The organism is Burkholderia reimsis (genome assembly GCF_003294055.1).
Taxonomy (GTDB): Bacteria; Pseudomonadota; Gammaproteobacteria; order Burkholderiales; family Burkholderiaceae; genus Burkholderia; species Burkholderia cepacia.
This window is the reverse complement of the sequence record NZ_QMFZ01000001.1, coordinates 1-19,324: the sequence shown is the minus strand read 5'-3', so window position 1 is coordinate 19,324 and position 19,324 is coordinate 1. Positions and strand designations below refer to the sequence as shown.

17 protein-coding genes are annotated in these 19,324 nt (G+C 67.3%); 4 read left to right on the top strand and 13 right to left on the bottom strand.

Features of this window, described 5'->3' with window-relative positions:
• Positions 1-16 precede the first annotated feature (16 nt).
• Genes dmpG through DPV79_RS00065 form a run of 5 tightly spaced genes read right to left on the bottom strand, consistent with a single transcriptional unit; the run spans position 17 to position 5,615 of the window.
• Positions 17-1,039 carry a 4-hydroxy-2-oxovalerate aldolase gene (dmpG, locus tag DPV79_RS00085; protein ID WP_311769280.1) on the bottom strand — a complete coding sequence of 341 codons (1,023 nt, stop codon included), beginning with the start codon at positions 1,037-1,039 and terminating at the stop codon, positions 17-19.
• Positions 1,040-1,054: 15 nt separating this feature from the next.
• Positions 1,055-2,002 carry an acetaldehyde dehydrogenase (acetylating) gene (locus DPV79_RS00080; protein WP_059492525.1) on the bottom strand — a complete coding sequence of 316 codons (948 nt, stop codon included), beginning with the start codon at positions 2,000-2,002 and terminating at the stop codon, positions 1,055-1,057.
• 17 nt (positions 2,003-2,019) lie between these two features.
• Positions 2,020-2,808, bottom strand: coding sequence for a 2-keto-4-pentenoate hydratase (gene mhpD, locus DPV79_RS00075; protein WP_113044433.1), 789 nt, complete (start codon positions 2,806-2,808; stop codon positions 2,020-2,022).
• A gap of 4 nt (positions 2,809-2,812) precedes the next feature.
• Positions 2,813-3,766 carry a 3-carboxyethylcatechol 2,3-dioxygenase gene (locus tag DPV79_RS00070; RefSeq protein WP_113044432.1) on the bottom strand — a complete coding sequence of 318 codons (954 nt, stop codon included), beginning with the start codon at positions 3,764-3,766 and terminating at the stop codon, positions 2,813-2,815.
• Position 3,767: 1 nt separating this feature from the next.
• Positions 3,768-5,615 (bottom strand): bifunctional 3-(3-hydroxy-phenyl)propionate/3-hydroxycinnamic acid hydroxylase, encoded by a 1,848-nt coding sequence (locus DPV79_RS00065; protein ID WP_113044431.1) that lies wholly within the window; start codon positions 5,613-5,615, stop codon positions 3,768-3,770.
• 164 nt (positions 5,616-5,779) lie between these two features.
• On the opposite strand from DPV79_RS00065, the gene DPV79_RS00060 reads away from it, so the two are divergent.
• Entirely contained in the window at positions 5,780-6,592 is an 813-nt protein-coding gene (locus tag DPV79_RS00060; protein WP_059552827.1) for a DNA-binding transcriptional regulator, read from the top strand.
• Between the two features lie 21 nt (positions 6,593-6,613).
• Here DPV79_RS00060 and DPV79_RS00055 read toward each other — a convergent pair whose 3' ends face one another.
• Complete coding sequence (locus DPV79_RS00055) at positions 6,614-7,210, bottom strand: TetR/AcrR family transcriptional regulator (protein ID WP_042975746.1); 597 nt, start codon at positions 7,208-7,210, stop codon at positions 6,614-6,616.
• A 148-nt stretch (positions 7,211-7,358) separates the two neighbouring features.
• On the opposite strand from DPV79_RS00055, the gene DPV79_RS00050 reads away from it, so the two are divergent.
• The 3 genes from DPV79_RS00050 to DPV79_RS00040 all read left to right on the top strand — a co-directional run bounded on the left by DPV79_RS00050 (position 7,359) and on the right by DPV79_RS00040 (position 10,965).
• Complete coding sequence (locus DPV79_RS00050; RefSeq protein ID WP_113044430.1) at positions 7,359-8,378, top strand: alpha/beta hydrolase family protein; 1,020 nt, start codon at positions 7,359-7,361, stop codon at positions 8,376-8,378.
• 96 nt (positions 8,379-8,474) lie between these two features.
• A complete protein-coding gene (locus DPV79_RS00045) occupies positions 8,475-10,328 on the top strand; it encodes an ABC transporter ATP-binding protein (RefSeq protein WP_113044429.1) in 1,854 nt (617 codons plus the stop codon).
• A gap of 124 nt (positions 10,329-10,452) precedes the next feature.
• Complete coding sequence (locus DPV79_RS00040; RefSeq protein WP_059492531.1) at positions 10,453-10,965, top strand: DUF4262 domain-containing protein; 513 nt, start codon at positions 10,453-10,455, stop codon at positions 10,963-10,965.
• A 51-nt stretch (positions 10,966-11,016) separates the two neighbouring features.
• Here DPV79_RS00040 and DPV79_RS00035 read toward each other — a convergent pair whose 3' ends face one another.
• From DPV79_RS00035 to DPV79_RS00005, 7 genes are all read right to left on the bottom strand, one after another.
• On the bottom strand, positions 11,017-12,507 hold the full coding sequence (locus DPV79_RS00035; protein WP_113044428.1) for an aldehyde dehydrogenase: 1,491 nt from the start codon (positions 12,505-12,507) through the stop codon (positions 11,017-11,019).
• Positions 12,508-12,532: 25 nt separating this feature from the next.
• Positions 12,533-13,948: an amidase family protein gene (locus DPV79_RS00030; RefSeq protein WP_059620356.1), complete on the bottom strand. Its 1,416-nt coding sequence runs from the start codon at positions 13,946-13,948 to the stop codon at positions 12,533-12,535.
• Between the two features lie 47 nt (positions 13,949-13,995).
• The gene (locus tag DPV79_RS00025; protein WP_113044427.1) at positions 13,996-14,376 is read right to left on the bottom strand and encodes a cupin domain-containing protein; all 381 of its coding nucleotides are present in this window, start codon (positions 14,374-14,376) and stop codon (positions 13,996-13,998) included.
• A gap of 67 nt (positions 14,377-14,443) precedes the next feature.
• Complete coding sequence (locus DPV79_RS00020; protein WP_113044426.1) at positions 14,444-15,736, bottom strand: NAD(P)/FAD-dependent oxidoreductase; 1,293 nt, start codon at positions 15,734-15,736, stop codon at positions 14,444-14,446.
• Positions 15,737-15,762: 26 nt separating this feature from the next.
• A complete protein-coding gene (locus DPV79_RS00015) occupies positions 15,763-17,343 on the bottom strand; it encodes a DUF3138 family protein (RefSeq protein WP_113044425.1) in 1,581 nt (526 codons plus the stop codon).
• 21 nt (positions 17,344-17,364) lie between these two features.
• Positions 17,365-18,306, bottom strand: a complete 942-nt coding sequence (locus DPV79_RS00010) for an ABC transporter permease subunit (protein ID WP_059492535.1) — start codon at positions 18,304-18,306, stop codon at positions 17,365-17,367.
• The gene (locus DPV79_RS00005; protein WP_113044424.1) at positions 18,303-19,286 is read right to left on the bottom strand and encodes an ABC transporter permease subunit; all 984 of its coding nucleotides are present in this window, start codon (positions 19,284-19,286) and stop codon (positions 18,303-18,305) included. Before DPV79_RS00005 ends, DPV79_RS00010 begins: the two co-directional genes overlap by 4 nt.
• Positions 19,287-19,324: the final 38 nt, after the last annotated feature.

Genomic DNA, 19,324 nt, shown 5'->3' with positions numbered 1-19,324 from the left:
TGGCATACCGAATGGTTCAGGCGCGTGCTTCGCGCTTCTTGAGATCGAGCGCGACGTCGACGATCATGTCTTCCTGGCCGCCCACCATGCGTCGCTTGCCGAGCTCGACGAGAATGTCGACGGCTTTCAGGCCGTACTTCTTCGCCGCGATTTCAGAGTGCCGCAGGAAGCTCGAATACACGCCCGCATAACCGAGCGCGAGCGTTTCGCGGTCCACCCGCACCGGTCGGTCCTGCAACGGGCGGACGATATCGTCGGCCGCATCGAGCAGGCGATAAAGATCGGTGCCGTGATGCCAGCCAAGGCGCTCGGCCGCCGCGATGAACACTTCGAGCGGGGCATTGCCCGCTCCCGCCCCCATGCCCGCCAGGCTCGCATCGATGCGGTCGCACCCCTCCTCGACCGCAACGATCGAGTTGGCCACGCCGAGGCTCAGGTTGTGATGGGCATGCATGCCCGTGTGGGTCTCGGGGCGAAGCACGGCCTTGAGCGCCCTGAAGCGCGCCCGGATGTCGTTCATGTTCATCGCGCCGCCGGAATCGACCACGTACACGCAGGTCGCTCCGTAGCTTTCCATCTTCTTCGCCTCGATAGCGAGGTGGTCAGGCGTGGTCATGTGGCTCATCATCAGAAAGCCGACGGTATCCATGCCGAGGCTGCGCGCATATTCGATGTGCTGCTTCGAAATGTCCGCCTCCGTGCAATGGGTCGCGACACGTACGACACGCGCGCCCGCGTCGTACGCGGCCTTCAGGTCGTGAATCGTGCCGATGCCGGGCAGCAGCAGCGTCGCGATTTGCGCGTGCTTCACCACATCGGCGACCGCCTCGATCCATTCCAGATCGCTATGCGCGCCGAAGCCATAGTTGAAGCTCGAGCCCTGCAAGCCATCGCCATGCGCGACCTCGATGCTGTCGACCTTCGCCTCGTCCAGCGCGCGGGCGATGTCCTGCACGTTCTGAATCGAATACTGATGACGGATCGCGTGCATGCCGTCGCGCAGCGTCACATCGGAGATATAGAGTTTCTTGTCCATGATCGGGTGCTCCTTGCTTCAGGCGTTCACGAGCGACGCAGCCATGCGTTCGGCCGTTGCCAGCGCGGCGGAAGTCATGATGTCGAGATTGCCCGCGTAGGCCGGCAGATAATGGGCCGCGCCTTCCACCTCGATGAAGATCGAGGTCTTGAGTCCGCTGAAACGGCCGAGTCCGGGGATATGCAACGGCGCAACGGCGGGGATCTCGTCGAACTGCACGGATTGCTTCAGGCGATAGCCGGGTACGTAGGCCTGGACCGCAGCGGCCATCTGGCCGACCGACGCTTCGATCTGCGCCCGGTCTGCCGCTTCGGACAGCACATAGACCGTATCGCGCATCATGAGCGGCGGCTCGGCCGGGTTGAGCACGATGATCGCCTTGCCCTTGCCGGCGCCGCCGACCGCTTCGATCGCCTTCGACGTCGTCTCCGTGAATTCGTCGATGTTGGCGCGCGTGCCGGGCCCCGCCGACTTGCTGCTGATCGATGCGACGATCTCCGCGTAATGCACCTTTGCGACCCGCGACACGGCCGCGACCATCGGGATCGTCGCCTGTCCGCCGCACGTGACCATGTTCACGTTCGGCGCATCGAGATGCGCGTCGAGGTTCACCACCGGCACACAATACGGGCCGATGGCAGCGGGCGTCAGGTCGATCACGCGAATGCCGGGCTTGAGCGCGCGCAGGAACGCGTCGTTCTTCACATGCGCGCCGGCGGACGTCGCATCGAACACGAAGTCGATCTCGTCGAATACGGGCAGGCGCGCCAGCCCTTCCACGCCTTCATGCGTCGTCGCCACGCCGAGCCTCGCGGCGCGCGCGAGGCCGTCCGAGGCCGGATCGATGCCGACCATCGCCGCGACGTCGAGATGCCTGCCGCGACGCATGATCTTGATCATCAGGTCGGTGCCGATGTTGCCGGATCCGATGATCGCGGCTTTGCACCTGGTGTTGTCTGTTGCCATGGAAATGTCTCCGTCCGTCATTCGCTGAAACTGGCGCGCACACTGCCGAGCCCTTCGATATGCGCCGTATAAGTGCCGGCCGCCTTCACCGCGACCATCGGGCCGAGCGCACCCGTCAGCACGATCTCGCCCGCGCGCAGCGGCGTGCCGAGTCGAGCCATCCGGTCCGCGAGCCACGCAGCCGCATTCAGTGGATTGCCGAGGCACGCACTTCCATTGCCGCGTGAAAGCACTTCGCCGTCCTGCGTGAGCGTCATCGCGCAAGCGGTCAGATCGATATCGCGCAGCAGCACCGGGCGGCTGCCGAGCACGAACAGCGCACTCGACGCGTTGTCCGCGACGGTGTCGAAAAACCGGATATCCCAGTCGCGGATGCGACTGTCGACGACCTCGACCGCGGCGACCGCATAAGCGGTCGCCGAGATCAGATCCGCGAAGGTGTGCTTTTCGGCGGTCAGGTCGCGTTCGAGCACGAGTGCGATCTCCGCTTCGACCTTCGGCTGAATCAACGAGGCGAGCGGCATCGGCTGGCTGTCGCCGTAAGCCATCGACGCGAACAACGCGCCGAAGTCGGGCTGATCGACGCCGAGTTGCTTCTGCACCGCGGGCGAAGTCAGGCCGATCTTCCTGCCGACGACGCGCTCGCCGTTCGCTGCGCGCAAGTCGTTGTTGATCTGCTGGATCGCGTAAGCGAGTGTCGCGTCGCCTTCGGGACACGTCTCGCGCAGTGGCGCGATCGTCCGACGCGAGGCCTGCGCTTCACGCAGGCGCGCGGCCATCGAAAGCATGCTGTTGTCATCCGACATGGTTCTATCTCCTGGAAAGGGCCTGTTCTTGCGCGTGCATCGCGCCGAAGCCGGCGATCCATTCCGGAATCGCGCGGTAGTAATCGATCGATGCCGCGTAACGACCGCTCGCGGCAAGCGCACCGAATGCCGCAACCCACGTGCGGATCTCGTGTGCGGACTTGCCTGCCTCAAGCGTGATTGCTTCGTTCGTGAAGCCATCGGCGGCGGTGAGTTCACCGCGTTCGAGCAGTTCGAGAAACGCGCGGTCCCATGCTGGATTGAGCGGATGCAGCCGGCTGTCACCCGCAGCGAACGCCTTGGCCGCCGCGACGGTGCGGGATTGCCGCGCATCGCGCGACTCCGGTGACGGGTTGCGTCCCGCGATCAACCGTTCCGCGACGACATCGTCCGCGCCCGAGATTTCCGGCACCGGTGGCTCATGCGAAATGCCGCCCGAGCCGATCAGCAACACGCGCTTCGGCATGCGCGCGACGGCACGGCCAATCGCATCGCCGAGCAGCCGCGCGCGGCGGCACGACGCCATCGGCGGCGCAACCGAGTTGATGAACACGGGCACCACTGGATAGCGGTCGATGCCACCGGTGAGTACCTCGAGCGCTTGCGCGCAGCCGTGATCGACCTGCATGCGATACGAAACGGCGACGTCGATATCGCTCGCGAGCGCGGCATCGGCGAGCGCGAGCGCCGCATCGCGCGCGACGGGCAACGGGCCGGCCGCGCTGCCGAAATCGCCGATGGCCGTTGCACTCACGCCGATGCAGAACTGCGGCATCACGTCGTAGAAAAATCCGTTGTAGTGGTCCGGCGCGAACACGATCACCAGTTCCGGATCGAACGCATCGACCCGCTCGCGCGCCGCGCGCTGCACCAGTTCGACTTCCGCGACGACTTTCGGACTGGGGTCGAAATACCCGTGCAAGGGGGTATGCGACATGCATTCGAGATGAATCGGCATCTCAGGCCCCTACCAGGTCGGCGGCGTGCGCGAACGTCGCGCCGTTGGCCGTCGCGCCCGTTGCCATCACAAGCGACAGCCGTTGCGCAAGCTGCGACACGCAGCCCGATACACATTGCGGCGAGCACATGCCGGCCACGAAGCGGTCGGGCCGCAACAGCACGACCGATTCGGGCACGCGCGCGAACCAGTCGCGCAAGCGCGAGTCGACATCGCCAACAGCGATCACGTCGTCAGGCACGTCGTCTTGGAAGGCGAGCTGCGGGTCGGGCTTCGCGATCACGAAGCACCCCCCAAGCGCGTTCCAGATGCGGCGCGCCTCGGGCGTCAGGCCGAAAGTCGGGTCCGTGCCCCACCCCACGATCGCGAAACGGTTGCCGATCGCATCGTCGAGCCGGACGATGCTGCCATCCACCAGACGCACGCGTGGCTGGATGAACATGCGGCCCACGGGAGTGCCCGCTTGCGCATCGCGGCCGTGCACCATCCGCCCGATCAGCGATTCACGTTTCTCGCTCATCAAACCGACCAGCCTGCCGAACGCGCCGTGTCCGCGCTTCGCGATCATGCGCGCGAGCAGCCCTTCGGACCGCGCGCGTCGCGCCAGAAGCACGACGCCCTCTTCATAGCGCGGCATCGGCTTGAAGCGCATTTCGACGAAGTAACGCTTCAGGGAAGGCAGCATGTCGAAACAGCGCACGAACGCGTCGCGCACTTTCGATCCGAAGAGGCTCGTCGGCGCGAAGATATCGCCCGCGACTTCCGAGAGGTGGATCATCGAGCGCGCGTGGGCGCGCCGCTCAATCGTGTAGGTATCGAGCAGCGCGTCGTGCGCCGTGCCTTTCACGACCATCGCGAGCTTCCAGCCGAGATTGCTCGCGTCGCGAATGCCGCTGTTGTAACCCTGCCCCTGCCACACCGGCATGATGTGTGCGGCGTCCCCCGCGAGCAGGATGCGTTTGACGCGGAACGTGCTCGCGAGCCGCGCGTTGTGCGTATAGACCCGTCGGCGAATGTAGTCGACCTTGTCAGGATCGTCGACGACCCCGCGCACCAACGCCGCCATGTTCTCCGGCTTCGACAGTTCCTCCTCCGTCTCGCCCGGCATCACCATGAATTCGAAGCGCCGGATGCCGTGCGGCAGCGCCGCCGAAACGTAGGGACGCCGCGCGTCGCAATGCAGATAGACATGCGGAGAGCCGATCGGGTCGTTGCGCACGTCGATCACGATCCATTGATTCGGCTTCGTGCGGCCTTCGAACGGCACGTCGAGCGCGCGGCGCACAAAACTGTTGCCGCCGTCCGCACCGACCATGTACGCGGCACGAATCGTCGTCTTCGCACCGTTCGCGTCTGTCACGTCAAGGGTCACCCCGCTCTCGTCCTGTGCGAAGCTGTCGACGCTGTGGCCAAGCAGCGTCGATACATTCTCGAAACGCCCGAGCCCCCTGTACAGAATCTGATCGGCGAGCGGTTGAATGAATGCATTGCGGCGTGGCCAGCCGAACTCGTCGGTGCGCGGCTCGATCGACGCGAAGCACTTCCCTTTCAGCGTGAAGCGCATCCAGTGATTCGGTGTGGTGTGCGGCAGCAGAGCGTCGACAAGGCCGACCGACTGGAATACGCGCAGTGCTTCGTCGTCGAGGCCGATGGCGCGCGGATAGTCGATGATCTGCGCGAGCTTCTCGATCACGACGACGCGCACGCCCTGCAGGCCGAGAATGTTCGCGATCATCAGGCCGACCGGGCCCGCGCCGATGATGGCGACATCTGCGTCGATCGAACGGTGTGTCGTTTCGTGAGGATGAGCGCGGCCGTTGCCGGCCGCCGGTTCAAAGGCGGGGCGCATGCTTGTCTCCTGACTGGGCTTGTCCGATGTGCTGAACCGACGAAGCGCCTGGCTCTCGATCGTTCAGCTTATGAACGCAGTTTATGGATGGCGGATAACCCCCTCAACAAAATCTCCGGAATGTGCATAGAATGCACATGATTGATTTCAATGGGATTTTTTCCGTGACAACCTATACGAACGTGCGCGGACTGGCGCGCGGCCTCCAGGTACTGCGGGCTCTGAATGCGATGGAAGACGGACGCGCAACGAGTCAGCAGATCGCCGATCTGACCGGCCTGCATCGCACTACGGTGCGCCGCCTGCTCGAAACGTTGATGGAGGAAGGATTCGTGCGCCGCAGCACATCGGACGACAGCTTCCGCCTGACGCTCGCCGTGCGTTCGCTGAGCGAGGGCTTCACCGATACCGAGCGCATCGCCACCGTGGCGCCGCCGATCATGGGGCAGCTCCTGCAGCGCGTCGCGTGGCCATCCGATCTGACCACGCCCGATGGCGACGCGATGATCATCCGTGAGACGACGCATCGCTTCAGCCGGCTGTCGTTTCATCGCGCGATGGTCGGGCGGCGTTTACCGATCTTGCTGACGGCTGCGGGCCGCGCCTACTTCGCAATGTGCCCCGACGAGGAGCGTGAGGACATTCTGGAACTGCTGCGCTCCGGTGCGGGCGGCGAAGAGCAACAGGTGTTCGCGAGAAACGATGCGCTCGTGCGCAAGCTGATCCGGCGTGTGCGAGAGGATGGTTTCGGCTCGAATCACGGGGACTGGACCGCACAGGCGAAGATCGGCGCGGTGGCGGTCGCGATCAGCGCGGACGAGCGCGTGATCGCGAGTCTCAATATCGTCTTCCTGTCGCGCGCGGTCAGTCTCGCAGATGCCACTCGCCGCTATGTGCCCGAGTTGCAAAAAACGGCGACCGAGATTGCCGCAGCGTTGAAGCTGGAACCAGGGACTCAGCCCCATCCATCGGCGTAAGCAAATCCACGGCAGCGATCCTCACTGCGGCTTCAACATCCGCTGAATGATCGTCCGCAACATCGCCCGGTGCGCGCGCGGCTTGAACCCCGGCTCGAACACCACGCGCCCGACCGCGCCTTCCGCGAGCGCGAGCAGCCACGTCGCGACAAGATCGGGCTTCAGGCTTGCGTCGATCTTCCCTTGCGCCACACCGCGCTTGATCAGCGCGACCATCCGCCCTTTCACCTGCGCCTCGTTCGCCGCGAACAGCGCGGCGACGTCCGGATTGCGCGTCGCCTCCGCCGCGGTCTCGACGCAGATGCGCGCATAGACGGGATCGCTCGACAGTTCCATCAACGTCAATGCGATCTCCTCGATCGCGGCCAGCGCGTCGTCGGCGTCCGCATGCCGCGCGAACAGTTCGGCCATCTCGCGCTGGTCGTCCTGCGCGACTGCCTCGATGATCGACGCCTTCGTCGGGAAGTAGTGGAACAGGTTGCCGGGACTCATGCCGGCCGCCTTGCAGATCGCGGCCGTGGACGTCGCATGGAAGCCGTCGCGCGCAAAACAGTCGATCGCGGCATCCAGGATCTGGCGCCGCTTCGCTTCCACTCTTTCAGGATCGATCTTTCTCAACAGGCACTCCGTACTCGACGATGACTCGAATCTTTATTAGACTGATTAATCGATCTATTATCGTGGCGACGTCCGGCAGGCGTCAAGGCAGCGTGCCCCCGCACATGCCGCCTGCGGCATCCGCTCACGCCACCGCACCGAGGGCCTCTTGAAACGAATCGTCATCGCCGGCATCGCGCTCGTCCTGTTCGTGCTCGTCGTGGCCGGTGCGCTCGTGCTGCGCGGCCTCGCCGACTTCGAGCTGAAGGGCGCGAACGTGTCGTCGCTCACGTTCCGCGCCAACGGCGCCGACCTCGTCGGCACGCTCGCGCTGCCGGCCCATGCGCCCGGCGCGCCGATCGTACTGCTCGTGCACGGTGACGGGCCGCGCACCCGCTTCTCCGACGACGCGATGCTGCCGCTCGTCAACAGCCTGCTCGACGCCGGCATCGGCGTGTTCGCATGGGACAAGCAGGGCACCGGCCGCAGCGGCGGCGACTGGCTCGCGCAATCGATGCAGGATCGTGCGAACGAAACGATCGCCGCGATGGCGCGCGTGCGCGCCGTCGTCGGCCCCGCGCACAAGATCGGCCTGCTCGGCTTCTCGCAAGGCGGCTGGGTCGTGCCGCGCGTCGCGAATGCGGTGCGGCCCGCGTTCTCGGTGATCGTCGGCGGCGCCGTCAGCTGGCGCCGGCAAGGCACCTACCTGAGCCGGCAGCAGCTCCAGGCAACGGGCCTGCAGCCGGATCGAATCGATGCGACACTGGCCGCCGAGCGACGCGACAACGACCAAATCTTCGGTCGGTCGGACGTACCGGCCGATCCGCGCCGGCGCCCCGACATCGAGCCGCGCCGCTTCGGCTTCATCGCACGCAACTACCTGGAGGATTCGTCGCAGGCGCTCGCAACGATGCAGGGGCCCGTGCTGGCCGTGTGGGGCGCGCAGGACCGCAATGTCGATCCGGTCGACGAGGCGCATGCCTACACGCAAGCCTTCGCGAACCGGCCCGACCGGCGCGTGGTGGTCGTGCCCGGTGCGACGCATGGGTTGCTGCGCGCCGGCTGGTTCGACTACCAGCTCGAGTCCGACTGGCCGACGTGGAAGACTTGGTTGTACATGGCGCTCGGGCGCCATGCATATGCGCCCGGCACGCTCTCCCCGATCGAGGCGTGGATCCGGTCGCAGTGAACACGTGTGCAGTACCGCGGCGCCGCGAAGGCGCCGCACCTGAAACAGGCAATACGGCCGCGCCGGCTGGCGTGGCCGCATCAAGGAGAGGTTCCAATGTTTTCGTGGTTTGAACGGCGCCTGCCGACTTTCCCGCTCGAAGATCCCGTCACGCCGCCGAAGGGATTCTTCTCGTTCGTCTGGGCGTGCACGAAAGGAGCGCGCAGCTGGATCCTGCTGATCGCGTTGACGTCGGCCGCGCTGGCCGCCTACGAAGCCGCGCTGTTCGCGATGATGGGCCGCGTGGTCGACTGGCTCGCGTCCGCGACGCCGGCGGATTTCGGCGGCCGGCACTTCGGCACGCTCACCGGTTTCGCGGCGATCCTCGCCGGCAGTGCCCTGCTGATCGCGCTGCATACGATGGTCAAGCACCAGGTGCTCGCGATCAACTTCCCGATGCGGCTGCGCTGGCTGTTTCACCGGCTGATGCTCGACCAGAGCCTGTCGTTCTACGCGAACGAATTCGCGGGCCGCGTGACGACGAAGATCATGCAAACCGCGCTCGCGGTGCGCGACGCGCTGTTCATGTCGGTCGACGTCGTGATCGGCGTCGCCGCGTACCTGATCGGCATCCTCGCGCTCGCCGCCAGCTTCGACTGGCGGCTGATGATCCCGCTCGTGCTGTGGGCGCTTGGCTACGGCGCGGCGTGCGCGTATTTCGTACCGCGCCTCGGTGCGGTCGGCAGCCGGCAGGCCGACGCGCGCGCGCTGATGACGGGCCGCATCACCGACGCGTATTCGAACATCACGACCGTGAAGCTGTTCTCGCATACGCGGCGGGAAGCCGACCATGCACGACGCGCGATGGAAGCATTCAAGGAGACCGGCGACGCGCAGATGCGCCTCGTCAGCGCGTTCGAGGTCGTCAATCACCTGCTGTCGACGCTGCTGCTGGTCGGCTCGACCGGCCTCGCGCTGTATCTGTGGATGCACGGTGAGGCGAGCGCGGGCGTCGTCGCGGCTGTGATCGCGATGGCGCTGCGCCTGTCGAGTTATTCGCACTGGATCATGTGGGAGATGACCGAACTGTTCGAGAACGTCGGCACGATCCAGGACGGCATCAACACGCTGACGAAGGTGCGCAGCGTGGTCGACGCGCCCGATGCGAAGCCGCTTACGGTGCAGCGTGGCGAAATCGTGTTCGACAACGTGCAGTTCGCGCACGAGGACAACGATCGCGCGGTATTCGACGGGCTGAACCTGACGATCCGGCCGGGCGAGCGGATCGGCCTGATCGGCCGCTCGGGCGCCGGCAAGTCGACGCTCGTGAACCTGCTGCTGCGCTTCTACGACGTGGGCGGCGGCGCGATCCGGATCGACGGGCAGGACATCGCGCACGTCACGCAGGACAGCCTGCGCGCCGCGATCGGGATGGTCACGCAGGATACGTCGCTGCTGCATCGGACGATGCGCGAGAACCTGCTGTACGGCCGCCCCGACGCGACCGAGCGCGAGATGCAGGACGCGGCCGAGCGCGCGGAAGCGTCCGAGTTCATCGACCGGCTGCGCGACCGCCACGGCCGCAGCGGCTACGACGTCGAAGTCGGCGAACGCGGCGTGAAGCTGTCGGGCGGCCAGCGGCAGCGCGTCGCGATCGCACGCGTGATGCTCAAGGACGCGCCGATCCTCGTGCTCGACGAAGCGACCAGCGCGCTCGATTCCGAGGTCGAAGTCGCGATCCAGCGCAGCCTCGACGGCCTGATGAGCGGCAAGACGGTGATCGCGATCGCGCACCGGCTGTCGACCATCGCGGCGATGGACCGGCTGATCGTGCTCGACGAAGGGCGCATCGTCGAGGAAGGCACGCACCAGCAACTGCTGCAGGCCGGCGGCATCTATGCGGCGCTGTGGGCGCACCAGAGCGGCGGGTTCCTCGGTGAAACGGCGGAGGTGGAGAAGGCGGAGCAGTAGGCGGGACCGCTGTGGCAACATGGCGCACGGCGATCGCCGGCCGGTTCGGCCACGGTCGCATTCCCGCCGGCGGGAGGCCCGCCCCCGGCTTGCCGCCGCCCGACGCAGATCCAAGGAGCCCCGTATGACCACGCGACCGGATATCGCCACCGCGCTCGACGCGCCCGATTCGGTGCTCGAGGAAGACGAGCAGCGATTCGTGCAGCGGATTCGTCAGCACGGGTGGTTCCGCACGGAAGTGTTCGCGGAAGGGGACGCACCCGGGTTTTCTTTCACGACCGGGCTGTGGGTCAACCACGGTTTTCCGGAACTCATCGTGTTCTCGATGCCGGCGCGCATCGTCCATGACGTGCTGTGGGACGTCTACCGGATGGTCGCAGCCGGCACGCCGCCGCCGGTCGGCGAAGTCACGGATGCCGTATTCGGCAACGCGAACGCGCTGCTGATGCCGGTCGAGAAGGCGCACTACGAAGCCCATCTCGGCTGGAACCGCTGGTTCTACGGCAACGACGAGTTCCCGTGCGTCCAGTTGCTGTGGCCCGACCGCAACGGGGTTTTCCCGTGGCAGCCGGAAGCGGACGACGCGTTGAACGCCGCGCAGCCGCGCCTGTTCGGCGCCGGCAACCAACACCACTGACCCGCGCGCAGGATCGCGCGGCACCGTGCAAGCGTGCCGCGCGGCCCGACGCTACAACCGCACGACCGTCGATTTCAGCTCGGTGTACTTGTCGAGCGCGTGCAGCGACTTGTCGCGGCCGTTGCCCGACCGCTTGTAGCCGCCGAACGGAAAATTCAGGTCGTCGCTGCCGTCACCGTAGCAGTTGACCCACACGGTGCCCGCGCGCAGCCGCCGCGCAACGGCATGCGCGGTCGACAGATCGGCCGACCATACCGCCGCGGCCAGCCCGTACTCCGTGTCGTTGGCGATCCGCACGGCCTCGTCGACGTCGTCGAACACGATCACCGACAGCACGGGCCCGAAGATCTCCTCGCGCGCGATCTTCGCATCCGGTTTCACCTCGAACACCGTCGGCTCGACATAGAACCCGCCCGTCTCCTCGCGCACGCGCGCACCGCCCGTCACGAGGCGCCCCTCGTCGCGCCCGGCGCCGATGTAACCCATCACGCGATCGAGCTGCATGCGATCGACGATCGCCCCCATCGTCACCGACGGATCGAGCGGATGCCCGGGCACGAAGCGCCGCGACGCGTCGACCAGCTTCGCGACGAATTCATCCTTGATGTCGCGATGCACGAGCAGGCGCGAGCCGGCCGTGCACACTTCACCCATGTTGAAGAAGATCGCGTCGGCGGCCGCCTGTGCGGCGCGGTCGAGATCGGGGCAATCGGGCAGCACGATGTTCGGCGACTTGCCGCCGAGCTCGAGCCAGACGCGCTTCAGGTTCGACTGCGCGGCGCACGCCATGATCTGCTGCCCCGTGCGCGTCGACCCCGTGAACGCGATGCAGTCGACGTCGCGATGCAGCGCGAGCGCCCTGCCCGGTTCCGCGCCGCCCGGCACGACGCTGAACACGCCCGCCGGCATGCCGGCGTCGCACGCGAGCTGCGCGACGCGGACCGCGGTGAGCGGCGATTTCTCGGACGGCTTGAGCACCACGCTGTTGCCTGCCGCGAGCGCCGGCGCGAACTTCCAGGCGGCCATCAGCAGCGGAAAATTCCACGGCACGACGGCCGCGACGACGCCGATCGGCTCGCGCGTGACGAGCCCGACCAGCCGAGGGTCCACCGGCGCCACTTCACCGCCGATCTTGTCGATCGCTTCCGCATACCATTCGACGCAATGCGCGGCGGCCGGCACGTCGATCGCCGTGGTATCGGCGATCGGCTTGCCGGTGTCGAGCGTCTCGAGCAGCGCGAGCTCGTCGAGGTGCTCGCGCATCAGCGCGGCCCAGCGCTGCAGCACCGCCTTGCGCGCGCGCGGGTTCAGCCCGGCCCACACGCCCGCGTCGAACGCGCGGCGCGCGGCCGCCACCGCGAGGTCGACGTCGTCGGCGCCGCAATCGGCCACGTGCGCGAGCACACGACCGTCGATCGGGCTCAAGCAGGCGAAGGTCGCGCCGGTTTGCGCATGGCGGGTGGCGCCGTCGACGAACGCGCGCCCTTCGATCCGCAGCGCGGCCGCGCGGGCCTGCCAGTCTTCGAATGTCGATTGATTCATGCGTATCCTCGTGAAAAGTCCCGCATCACGATCCGGTAACCGGATCGATCGGCGTCAAGATGCCCGCGCGCGCCTCGATCGCTTCGCCCGCCGCGAGACACAGCGCCTCCTGAAAACGTCCGGCGACGAGTTGCACGCCGGTCGGCACGCCCTCGCGGATGCCGGTCGGCACCGACAGCCCCGGCAGCCCGAGCAGCGCGGTCGCGAGCAACGGCCCCTGCCGGTCGACGATCGCGCGCATCGCGTCGTCGCCGTGCTGATCGGCGTCGATCGCGAACGGCCGCGCGCACGACACCGGCATCAGCAGCAGCGGATGGCGCACGAAGAACTGCTGCCAGTCGCGCAGCAACGCGGTGCGTCGCGCGAGGCCGTTCATGTAGCCCTCGAGATCCAGCGGCTTCGCGAGACGGCGCTGGCTCGCGAACGCGGTACGGATCGCGGCGTCGCCGTGCTGCATGATCACGTCGCCGAGGCCGCTGCGCGCTTCGTTGGTCACCAGGTCCAGCCACAGCTCGCACGCTTCGGCGAACCGCGGCGGCACCGCTTCCTCGACGATGCAGCCGGCGTCCTCGAGCCAGCGCGCGGCCTGCCGGATCGCATCGACCACCACGGGATCGGACGGCACGCCCGGCAGCGCCGCGCACACGGCCACGCGCGCGGGGAACGCGGTTTCGCGCGCCATCGGCGCAACCGGCATCCACCAAGCGTCGCGCGCGTCGCCTGCCGCCATCGCGTCGAGCGCGAGCCGCAGATCGCCGACCGTGCGGGCGAGCGGCCCCTGCACCGAGGCGAGCTGCACCGCGAGCGTGCGGTCCTTCGACTGCGTCGGGTTGTACGCCGGCACGCGGCCGGTGCTCGGTCGCAGCCCCGCGACACCGCATGCGTAGGCCGGGTAGCGGATCGAACCGCCGAGGTCGTTGCCGTGCGCGATCGCGCCGATGCCGGCGGCCACGGCCGCGGCGGCACCGCCGCTGGAACCGCCCGGCGTCAGCGACGAATCCCACGGATTGGACGTGCGGCCGTGCAGGTCGTTGTCGGTGAACCAGCGGTACGAAAACGCCGGCGCATTGCTGCGCCCGATCACGATCGCGCCGGCCTTGCGCAGGTTCGCGGTCACCGGGCTGTCCTCGTGCGCGACCAGCCCTGAAAACGCGCGCACGCCGTTGGTCGTCGCGTGTCCGGCCGTGTCGACGTTGATCTTCACGGTCACCGGCACGCCGTGCAGCGGGCCGACCGGCGCGCCGCGCGCGATCGCGGCATCGGCATCGGACGCGGCCTGCAACGCGCTGTCGGCCATCACGTCGACGATCGCGTTGATGACGGGGTTCACCGCGTCGAGCCGCTGCAGGCAGCTGCGCGTGAGTTCGGTTGCCGACACGTCGCGACGCGCGACGCGCTCGGCCATCTCGGCCGCGCTGAGACGCCACCATTCCTGGGTCATGAGTTGCTCCTCGTTGATCTCGATGATTGTCTTGTACCGGACGTGCGCTACGCGCACGGCTGCCCGGCCAGCGGGGCGTGCGACGCGTAGATCTTCCGGCACGTTTCGACGACTTCCCACGTGCCGCGAAAGCCCGGTGGAATCACGAACCGGTCGCCGGCGCGCAGCATGCGCTCGCGGCCGTCCGCGTCGCGCACGATCGCGACGCCGCTCAGCATCTCGCAATACTCGGACTCGTCGTACTCGATCGTCCAGCGGCCGGGCGTGCATTCCCAGATCCCGCAGCTGAACTGCCCGCACGGGCTGATGTAGTGATGCGACAGCGTCTGCAGCGGATTGCCGTCGAGCAGCAGCCCGCTCGGCACGCGGCTCTGCGTGAGCTTCGCCGGTGCCTGCATCAGGTCGACGAGAGTCGTGATGTTGGTCATGTGTGCCTCCAGGGCATGAGTGAATCGAAACGTTTCGGTGCCGCGCGGGCGAGCCGCCCCGCGCGCATCAGAGCAGGTCCATCATCCGGTGCCAGGTCATCGCGAGCGCCAGCATCGGCGTGCGCAGCGCGCGCCCGCCCGGAAAGTCGCGATGGCGAATCTGGCCGAACAGGTCGAAGCGCGCGGCCTGCGCGTCGATCGCTTCCGCGATCAGCCGCCCCGCGAGGCCCGTCACGTTGACGCCGTGCCCGGAAAATCCCTGCGCGAAATACACGGTCGGCTCGAGCCTGCCGAAATGCGGCGCGCGATTCATCGTCGCGTCGATCAGGCCGCCCCATGCATAGTCGATCCGCACATCGGCCAGCTGCGGGAACGTCTTCAGCATGTCGCGCCGCATCGCGGCCGCGAGGTCGCGCGGCGTATTCGTCGAGCTGCTGGCCTTGCCGCCCCACAAGAGCCGGCGGTCGCGCGTCAGCCGGAAATAGTCGAGCGCCGAACGGGTGTCGCAGACCGCCGCATCGGCCGGCATCGTCCTGGCCGCGCGCGCGTCGCCGAGCGGTTCCGTCGCGATCAGGTACGTCGCGACCGGAATGATCTTGCGCGCGAGCGCGGGTGCCAGCCGCCCCAGGTACGCGTTGCAGGCCAGCACGACGTGACGGGCATCCACGTGCCCGCGCGCGCACGTGACGCGGTGATGCGGCGCGGCACGATCGAGCGCGAGCGCGGTCGTGTCCTCGTGGATCGTCACGCCTGCCTCGCGCGCCGCCCGCGCGAGGCCGAGCGTGTAGTTCAGCGGATGCAGGTGGCCGCTGCCTTCGTAGCGCAGGCCGCCGACGTAACGATCCGATGCGACGAAGCGATGCATGTCGGCGCGCTCGACGACTTCGTAGCCGCGATAACCGAAGCGTTTCGCCGCGGTATCGCGCCACGCGCGCAGCGCATCGAAATGGCGCGGCTTGTTCGCGGCGGTCAGGTAGCCGAAGGTCAGGTCGCAATCGATGCCGTAGCGCCCGACCCGCTGGCGGACGATGTCGACCGACTCCAGCCCCATCGCCCATACTCGCCGCACGTCGTCTTCCGGCAGGCAGGCCGAGAACGTATCGATGTCGCACGCGTACCCGGCAATCAGCTGGCCGCCGTTGCGTCCGCTCGCGCCCCAGCCGATCCTCGACGCCTCGACGAGCACGACCGAATGGCCGCGCTCGGCGAGCTCGAGTGCCGCGGACAGGCCCGTGAGCCCGCCGCCGATCACGCAGACGTCGGCCGTCACGGCCCCGTCGAGCGACGGATGCCGCGCGCGGTCGTTGGCGGTCGCTGAATAGTAGGACTGAACATGTTGCTGGTTTTCGAACTTGAGCATGTGCAAGACTCGCGAACGGCGTCGCTTCAGAACGCGTAGATGAGTTGGGTGGCGAGCAGGTCGTTCGACTTCTCGTACGACCCGTCGTGGCGCAGGAAGACCTTGTTGCTCGCCCAGTCGTGCCGGTATTCGACCTTCACCGTCACTTGCTGGGTCGGGTAGAACAGCAGGTCGAACGCGGCGGCCTGCCGCGTCGTGCCCTTGCACTCGAAGCCGACACCGCCGTTCGCCTTCGACAGCGCGAGGCAGTCCGCATCGATGCCGAAGCCGTTGTACGGATCCATCCCGTTGCCGTTCAGGCCGATCGAGGATCCGCCGCCGCCGTTCTTCCGGTTCACGAGCAGGTCGTAGCGCAGCGTCGCGCCCATGCGGCCGACCACCGGCGCGTTGAACTTGCGGTGCGCGAGCAGCGACAGCCCGAACCACTGCGCGAGCCCGCCGTTGAACGCGCCGTGCTGCTGCTGGCCGTAGTCGAACTCGGCGTTGTACTGCGCGTCGGCGAGCGTGTAGGTCGCATCGGCTTCGCCGAAGAAGAACGCGCCGTATGCGCTCGGCGCATTGCCGCCCACGCCATAGCGCACGTTGCCGGTCGCCGGATCGACCGCGCTCGGCAGCGTCTGTCGGCCGATGCTGATCGAGCCGCCGACATCGAGCGCGCTGCCGCGCAGATAATCGACACGCGCGGTGAAGGTCGGCACCTTGTTGCTCGTCGTGATCGGGTCGCCGAACGCGTTGACGCCGGTCTGCGTCACCGCGCCCGCGCTGCGGAACTGCTCGTTGCCGACGAAGAACTTCCACGCCCAGTGGCCGTCCGCGCTCTGGTAGTTGACGCCCGCGCCGATCGACGAGCCCGGATCGGAGAAGTCGTACAGCAGGTTGTGCGTGAGCGTGAGCATCTGGCTCGACTGCTGGTACTCGTAGCCGCCGAACCCCGTCACGAGCCCGCCGACGAACGCCGTCGTGCCCGACAGCGGTACCGTGACGACCGCCGTGTTCACGATGTCGAGCCCGCTCGCGCCGCTGCCCGTCATCATCGACAGGCCCGCGCCGCGGTTCGGCATCAGCGTGATTTCCGCGGACGGTGCGCTCGGGCCGACACCGAACGTCTTCTTGATGTCGAGGAATACGTCGCCGAACGTGCTGTTGTAGTAGGTGTACGCGTTTTCATGGTTCGCGAACTGGAACGACGAGGTGCCGCCACCGCGGTTGTACAGGTACGTCGGGTCGAGATAGCCCGTCACCGACAGCCCCGCGATCGGGCCCGTGCGCGCGGCGTCGGTCAGCGAATCGACCTTCAGCTGCTGATTGGCGACCTGCTGCCTGATTTCCGACACGTCGTCGTTGGTCAGCACGGCCGGCGCCTGCCCGTAGCCGGGTGCGGACGGGTCAGCCGCCGCACCGGTCGTCGCGTTCGCAGCGTTCGCCGCGACCGATGCGGCCGGCGTGGCCGATGGCTTCGCGGCGAGCTGCGATTGCAGCGCGCTCATCTGCCGTTGCAGCACGGCGATCTGCTGCTGCAGTGTGCGGATCTGGTCGGCGCTCGAATTCGCCGCGGCCAGCCCCGGTAGCGCTCCGGCGATCAGCGCGCAGAGCATCTTCTTTTTCATCGAATGTCTCCTGGTCGTTCGTCACTTCGTGGGATGCGGGATGCGGTCGTGCAGCGGCCGTGGGGCCGGCGCGCTCGCGGGCGGCATGGCGGACGGCGACGCGGGGGTGTCGGGCACCTCGGGCGCGGATGATGCGCGCCACGTACGCATGTCGCGCGCCTGCCGCCGCTCGCGGGCCAGCATCGCGCGGTTCACGACGACGACACCGATCGTCACGACCGTGATGAACACCGTGGCGAGCGCATTCATCTCCGGGTTGAGCCCCATTCGCACGCGCGAGAACACGACGAGCGGCAGCGTCGTCGACCCGGGGCCGGACAGGAACGCCGACAGGATCACGTCGTCGATCGATACCGTGAACGCCAGCAGCCAGCCGGACACCAGCGCCTGCGCGATCAGCGGCAGCGTGATCACGAAGAACACCTTCCACGGCCGCGCGCCGAGATCGAGCGCGGCCTCCTCGATCGAGCGATCGAGCTCCTTCACGCGCGACTGCACGATCACCGCGACGAACGACAGGCACAGCATCACGTGGCCGATCCAGATCGTCAGCCAGCCGCGCCCGGCCGGCCAGCCGAACGCCTGCTGCATCGCGACGAACAGCAGCAGCAGCGAGATGCCCTGGATCACTTCCGGAATCACGAGCGGCGCATTGATCATCGCGGCATACAGCGTGAAGCCGCGAAAGCGCCCCATCCTCGCGAGCACGAAACCGGCCCAGGTGCCGATCGCGACCGACGCGGTGGCCGTCAGCAGCGCGATCTTCAGCGACAGCCACGCGGCCGTCAGCAGCTCGTCGTCGTGCAGCAGCGCGCCATACCATTTCAGCGAGAAACCCGACCACACCGTCACCAGTTTCGACGCGTTGAACGAGTACGCCACCAGGCTGACGATCGGGACGTACAGAAACAGGAAGCCCGCGCCCAGCACGCACGCGGACAGGATGCGATTCGCGCGGGTCATGGTTTTGCCTCCGCTTCGGTCTGGCTGTAATGGAGCAGCGCCATCGGCACGAGCAGCAGCAGCACCATCGTCACCGTCACGGCGGACGCCATCGGCCAGTCCATGTTGTTGAAGAACTCGTCCCACATCACGCGGCCGAGCATCAGCGTGTTCGCGCCCCCGAGCAACTCGGGGATCACGTATTCGCCGACCGCCGGAATGAACACCAGCAGGCTGCCCGCGACGATGCCGTTGCGCGACAACGGCAGCGTGATGCGCCAGAACGCGGACCACGGCGTTGCGCCGAGATCGTTCGCCGCCTCGAGCAGCGTGAGGTCCATCTTCACGAGGTGCGCGTACAGCGGCATCACCATGAACGGCAGGTACGAATAGACCATCCCGATGTAGACGCCCGCGTCGGTGTGATAGAGGCGCAGCGGTGTCGCGATCACGCCGAGCGCCGCCAGCGCGTGGTTCAGCAGCCCGTCGTCCTTCATGATGCCGACCCACGCGTAGACGCGGATCAGGAACGACGTCCAGAACGGCAGCATCACGGCCATCATCAGCAGGTTGCGGCGAGCCGGCGCCGAGCGCGCGATGACGTAGGCGATCGGATACCCGGCCAGCAGGCACATCAGCGTCGACGAGGCCGCCATCTTCAGCGAACTGACGTAGGTGTTCAGGTACAGGTCGTCCTGCAGCAGCAGCGCGTAATGCTTCAGCGACAGCGCGACGTGCACGGTGCCGGCCTCCAGCCGCGCGAGCGCGGTGTACGGCGGGATGCCCATCACCTGGTCGGCGAAGCTGATCTTCAGCACCAGCACGAACGGCAGCGCGAAGAAGATCGCGAGCCACACGAACGGCACGCCGATCGCGACGCTGCGGCCCGACGGCAGGAAGCGCGACAGCATCGAGAAGCGGCCCGGGCGCGCGCGGCCGGCGCCGGTGCTCGCGGCGCCGGCAGACACCGGCGCGGACGAAGTGGAAGCGGAGGTTCTCATCGTGGCGTCCTCACTGCGTCAGCACGACGCCGCTGGCC

Coding starts and splice junctions, on each gene's coding strand:
- DPV79_RS00040 (WP_059492531.1), top strand. CDS start 10,453: ATGACCACGCGACCGGATATCGCCACCGCGCTCGACGCGCCCGATTCG.
- DPV79_RS00035 (WP_113044428.1), bottom strand. CDS start 12,507: ATGAATCAATCGACATTCGAAGACTGGCAGGCCCGCGCGGCCGCGCTG.
- DPV79_RS00065 (WP_113044431.1), bottom strand. CDS start 5,615: ATGCGCCCCGCCTTTGAACCGGCGGCCGGCAACGGCCGCGCTCATCCT.
- DPV79_RS00070 (WP_113044432.1), bottom strand. CDS start 3,766: ATGCCGATTCATCTCGAATGCATGTCGCATACCCCCTTGCACGGGTAT.
- DPV79_RS00010 (WP_059492535.1), bottom strand. CDS start 18,306: ATGACCCGCGCGAATCGCATCCTGTCCGCGTGCGTGCTGGGCGCGGGC.
- DPV79_RS00020 (WP_113044426.1), bottom strand. CDS start 15,736: ATGCTCAAGTTCGAAAACCAGCAACATGTTCAGTCCTACTATTCAGCG.
- DPV79_RS00080 (WP_059492525.1), bottom strand. CDS start 2,002: ATGGCAACAGACAACACCAGGTGCAAAGCCGCGATCATCGGATCCGGC.
- DPV79_RS00030 (WP_059620356.1), bottom strand. CDS start 13,948: ATGACCCAGGAATGGTGGCGTCTCAGCGCGGCCGAGATGGCCGAGCGC.
- DPV79_RS00025 (WP_113044427.1), bottom strand. CDS start 14,376: ATGACCAACATCACGACTCTCGTCGACCTGATGCAGGCACCGGCGAAG.
- DPV79_RS00015 (WP_113044425.1), bottom strand. CDS start 17,343: ATGAAAAAGAAGATGCTCTGCGCGCTGATCGCCGGAGCGCTACCGGGG.
- DPV79_RS00045 (WP_113044429.1), top strand. CDS start 8,475: ATGTTTTCGTGGTTTGAACGGCGCCTGCCGACTTTCCCGCTCGAAGAT.
- DPV79_RS00005 (WP_113044424.1), bottom strand. CDS start 19,286: ATGAGAACCTCCGCTTCCACTTCGTCCGCGCCGGTGTCTGCCGGCGCC.
- mhpD (WP_113044433.1), bottom strand. CDS start 2,808: ATGTCGGATGACAACAGCATGCTTTCGATGGCCGCGCGCCTGCGTGAA.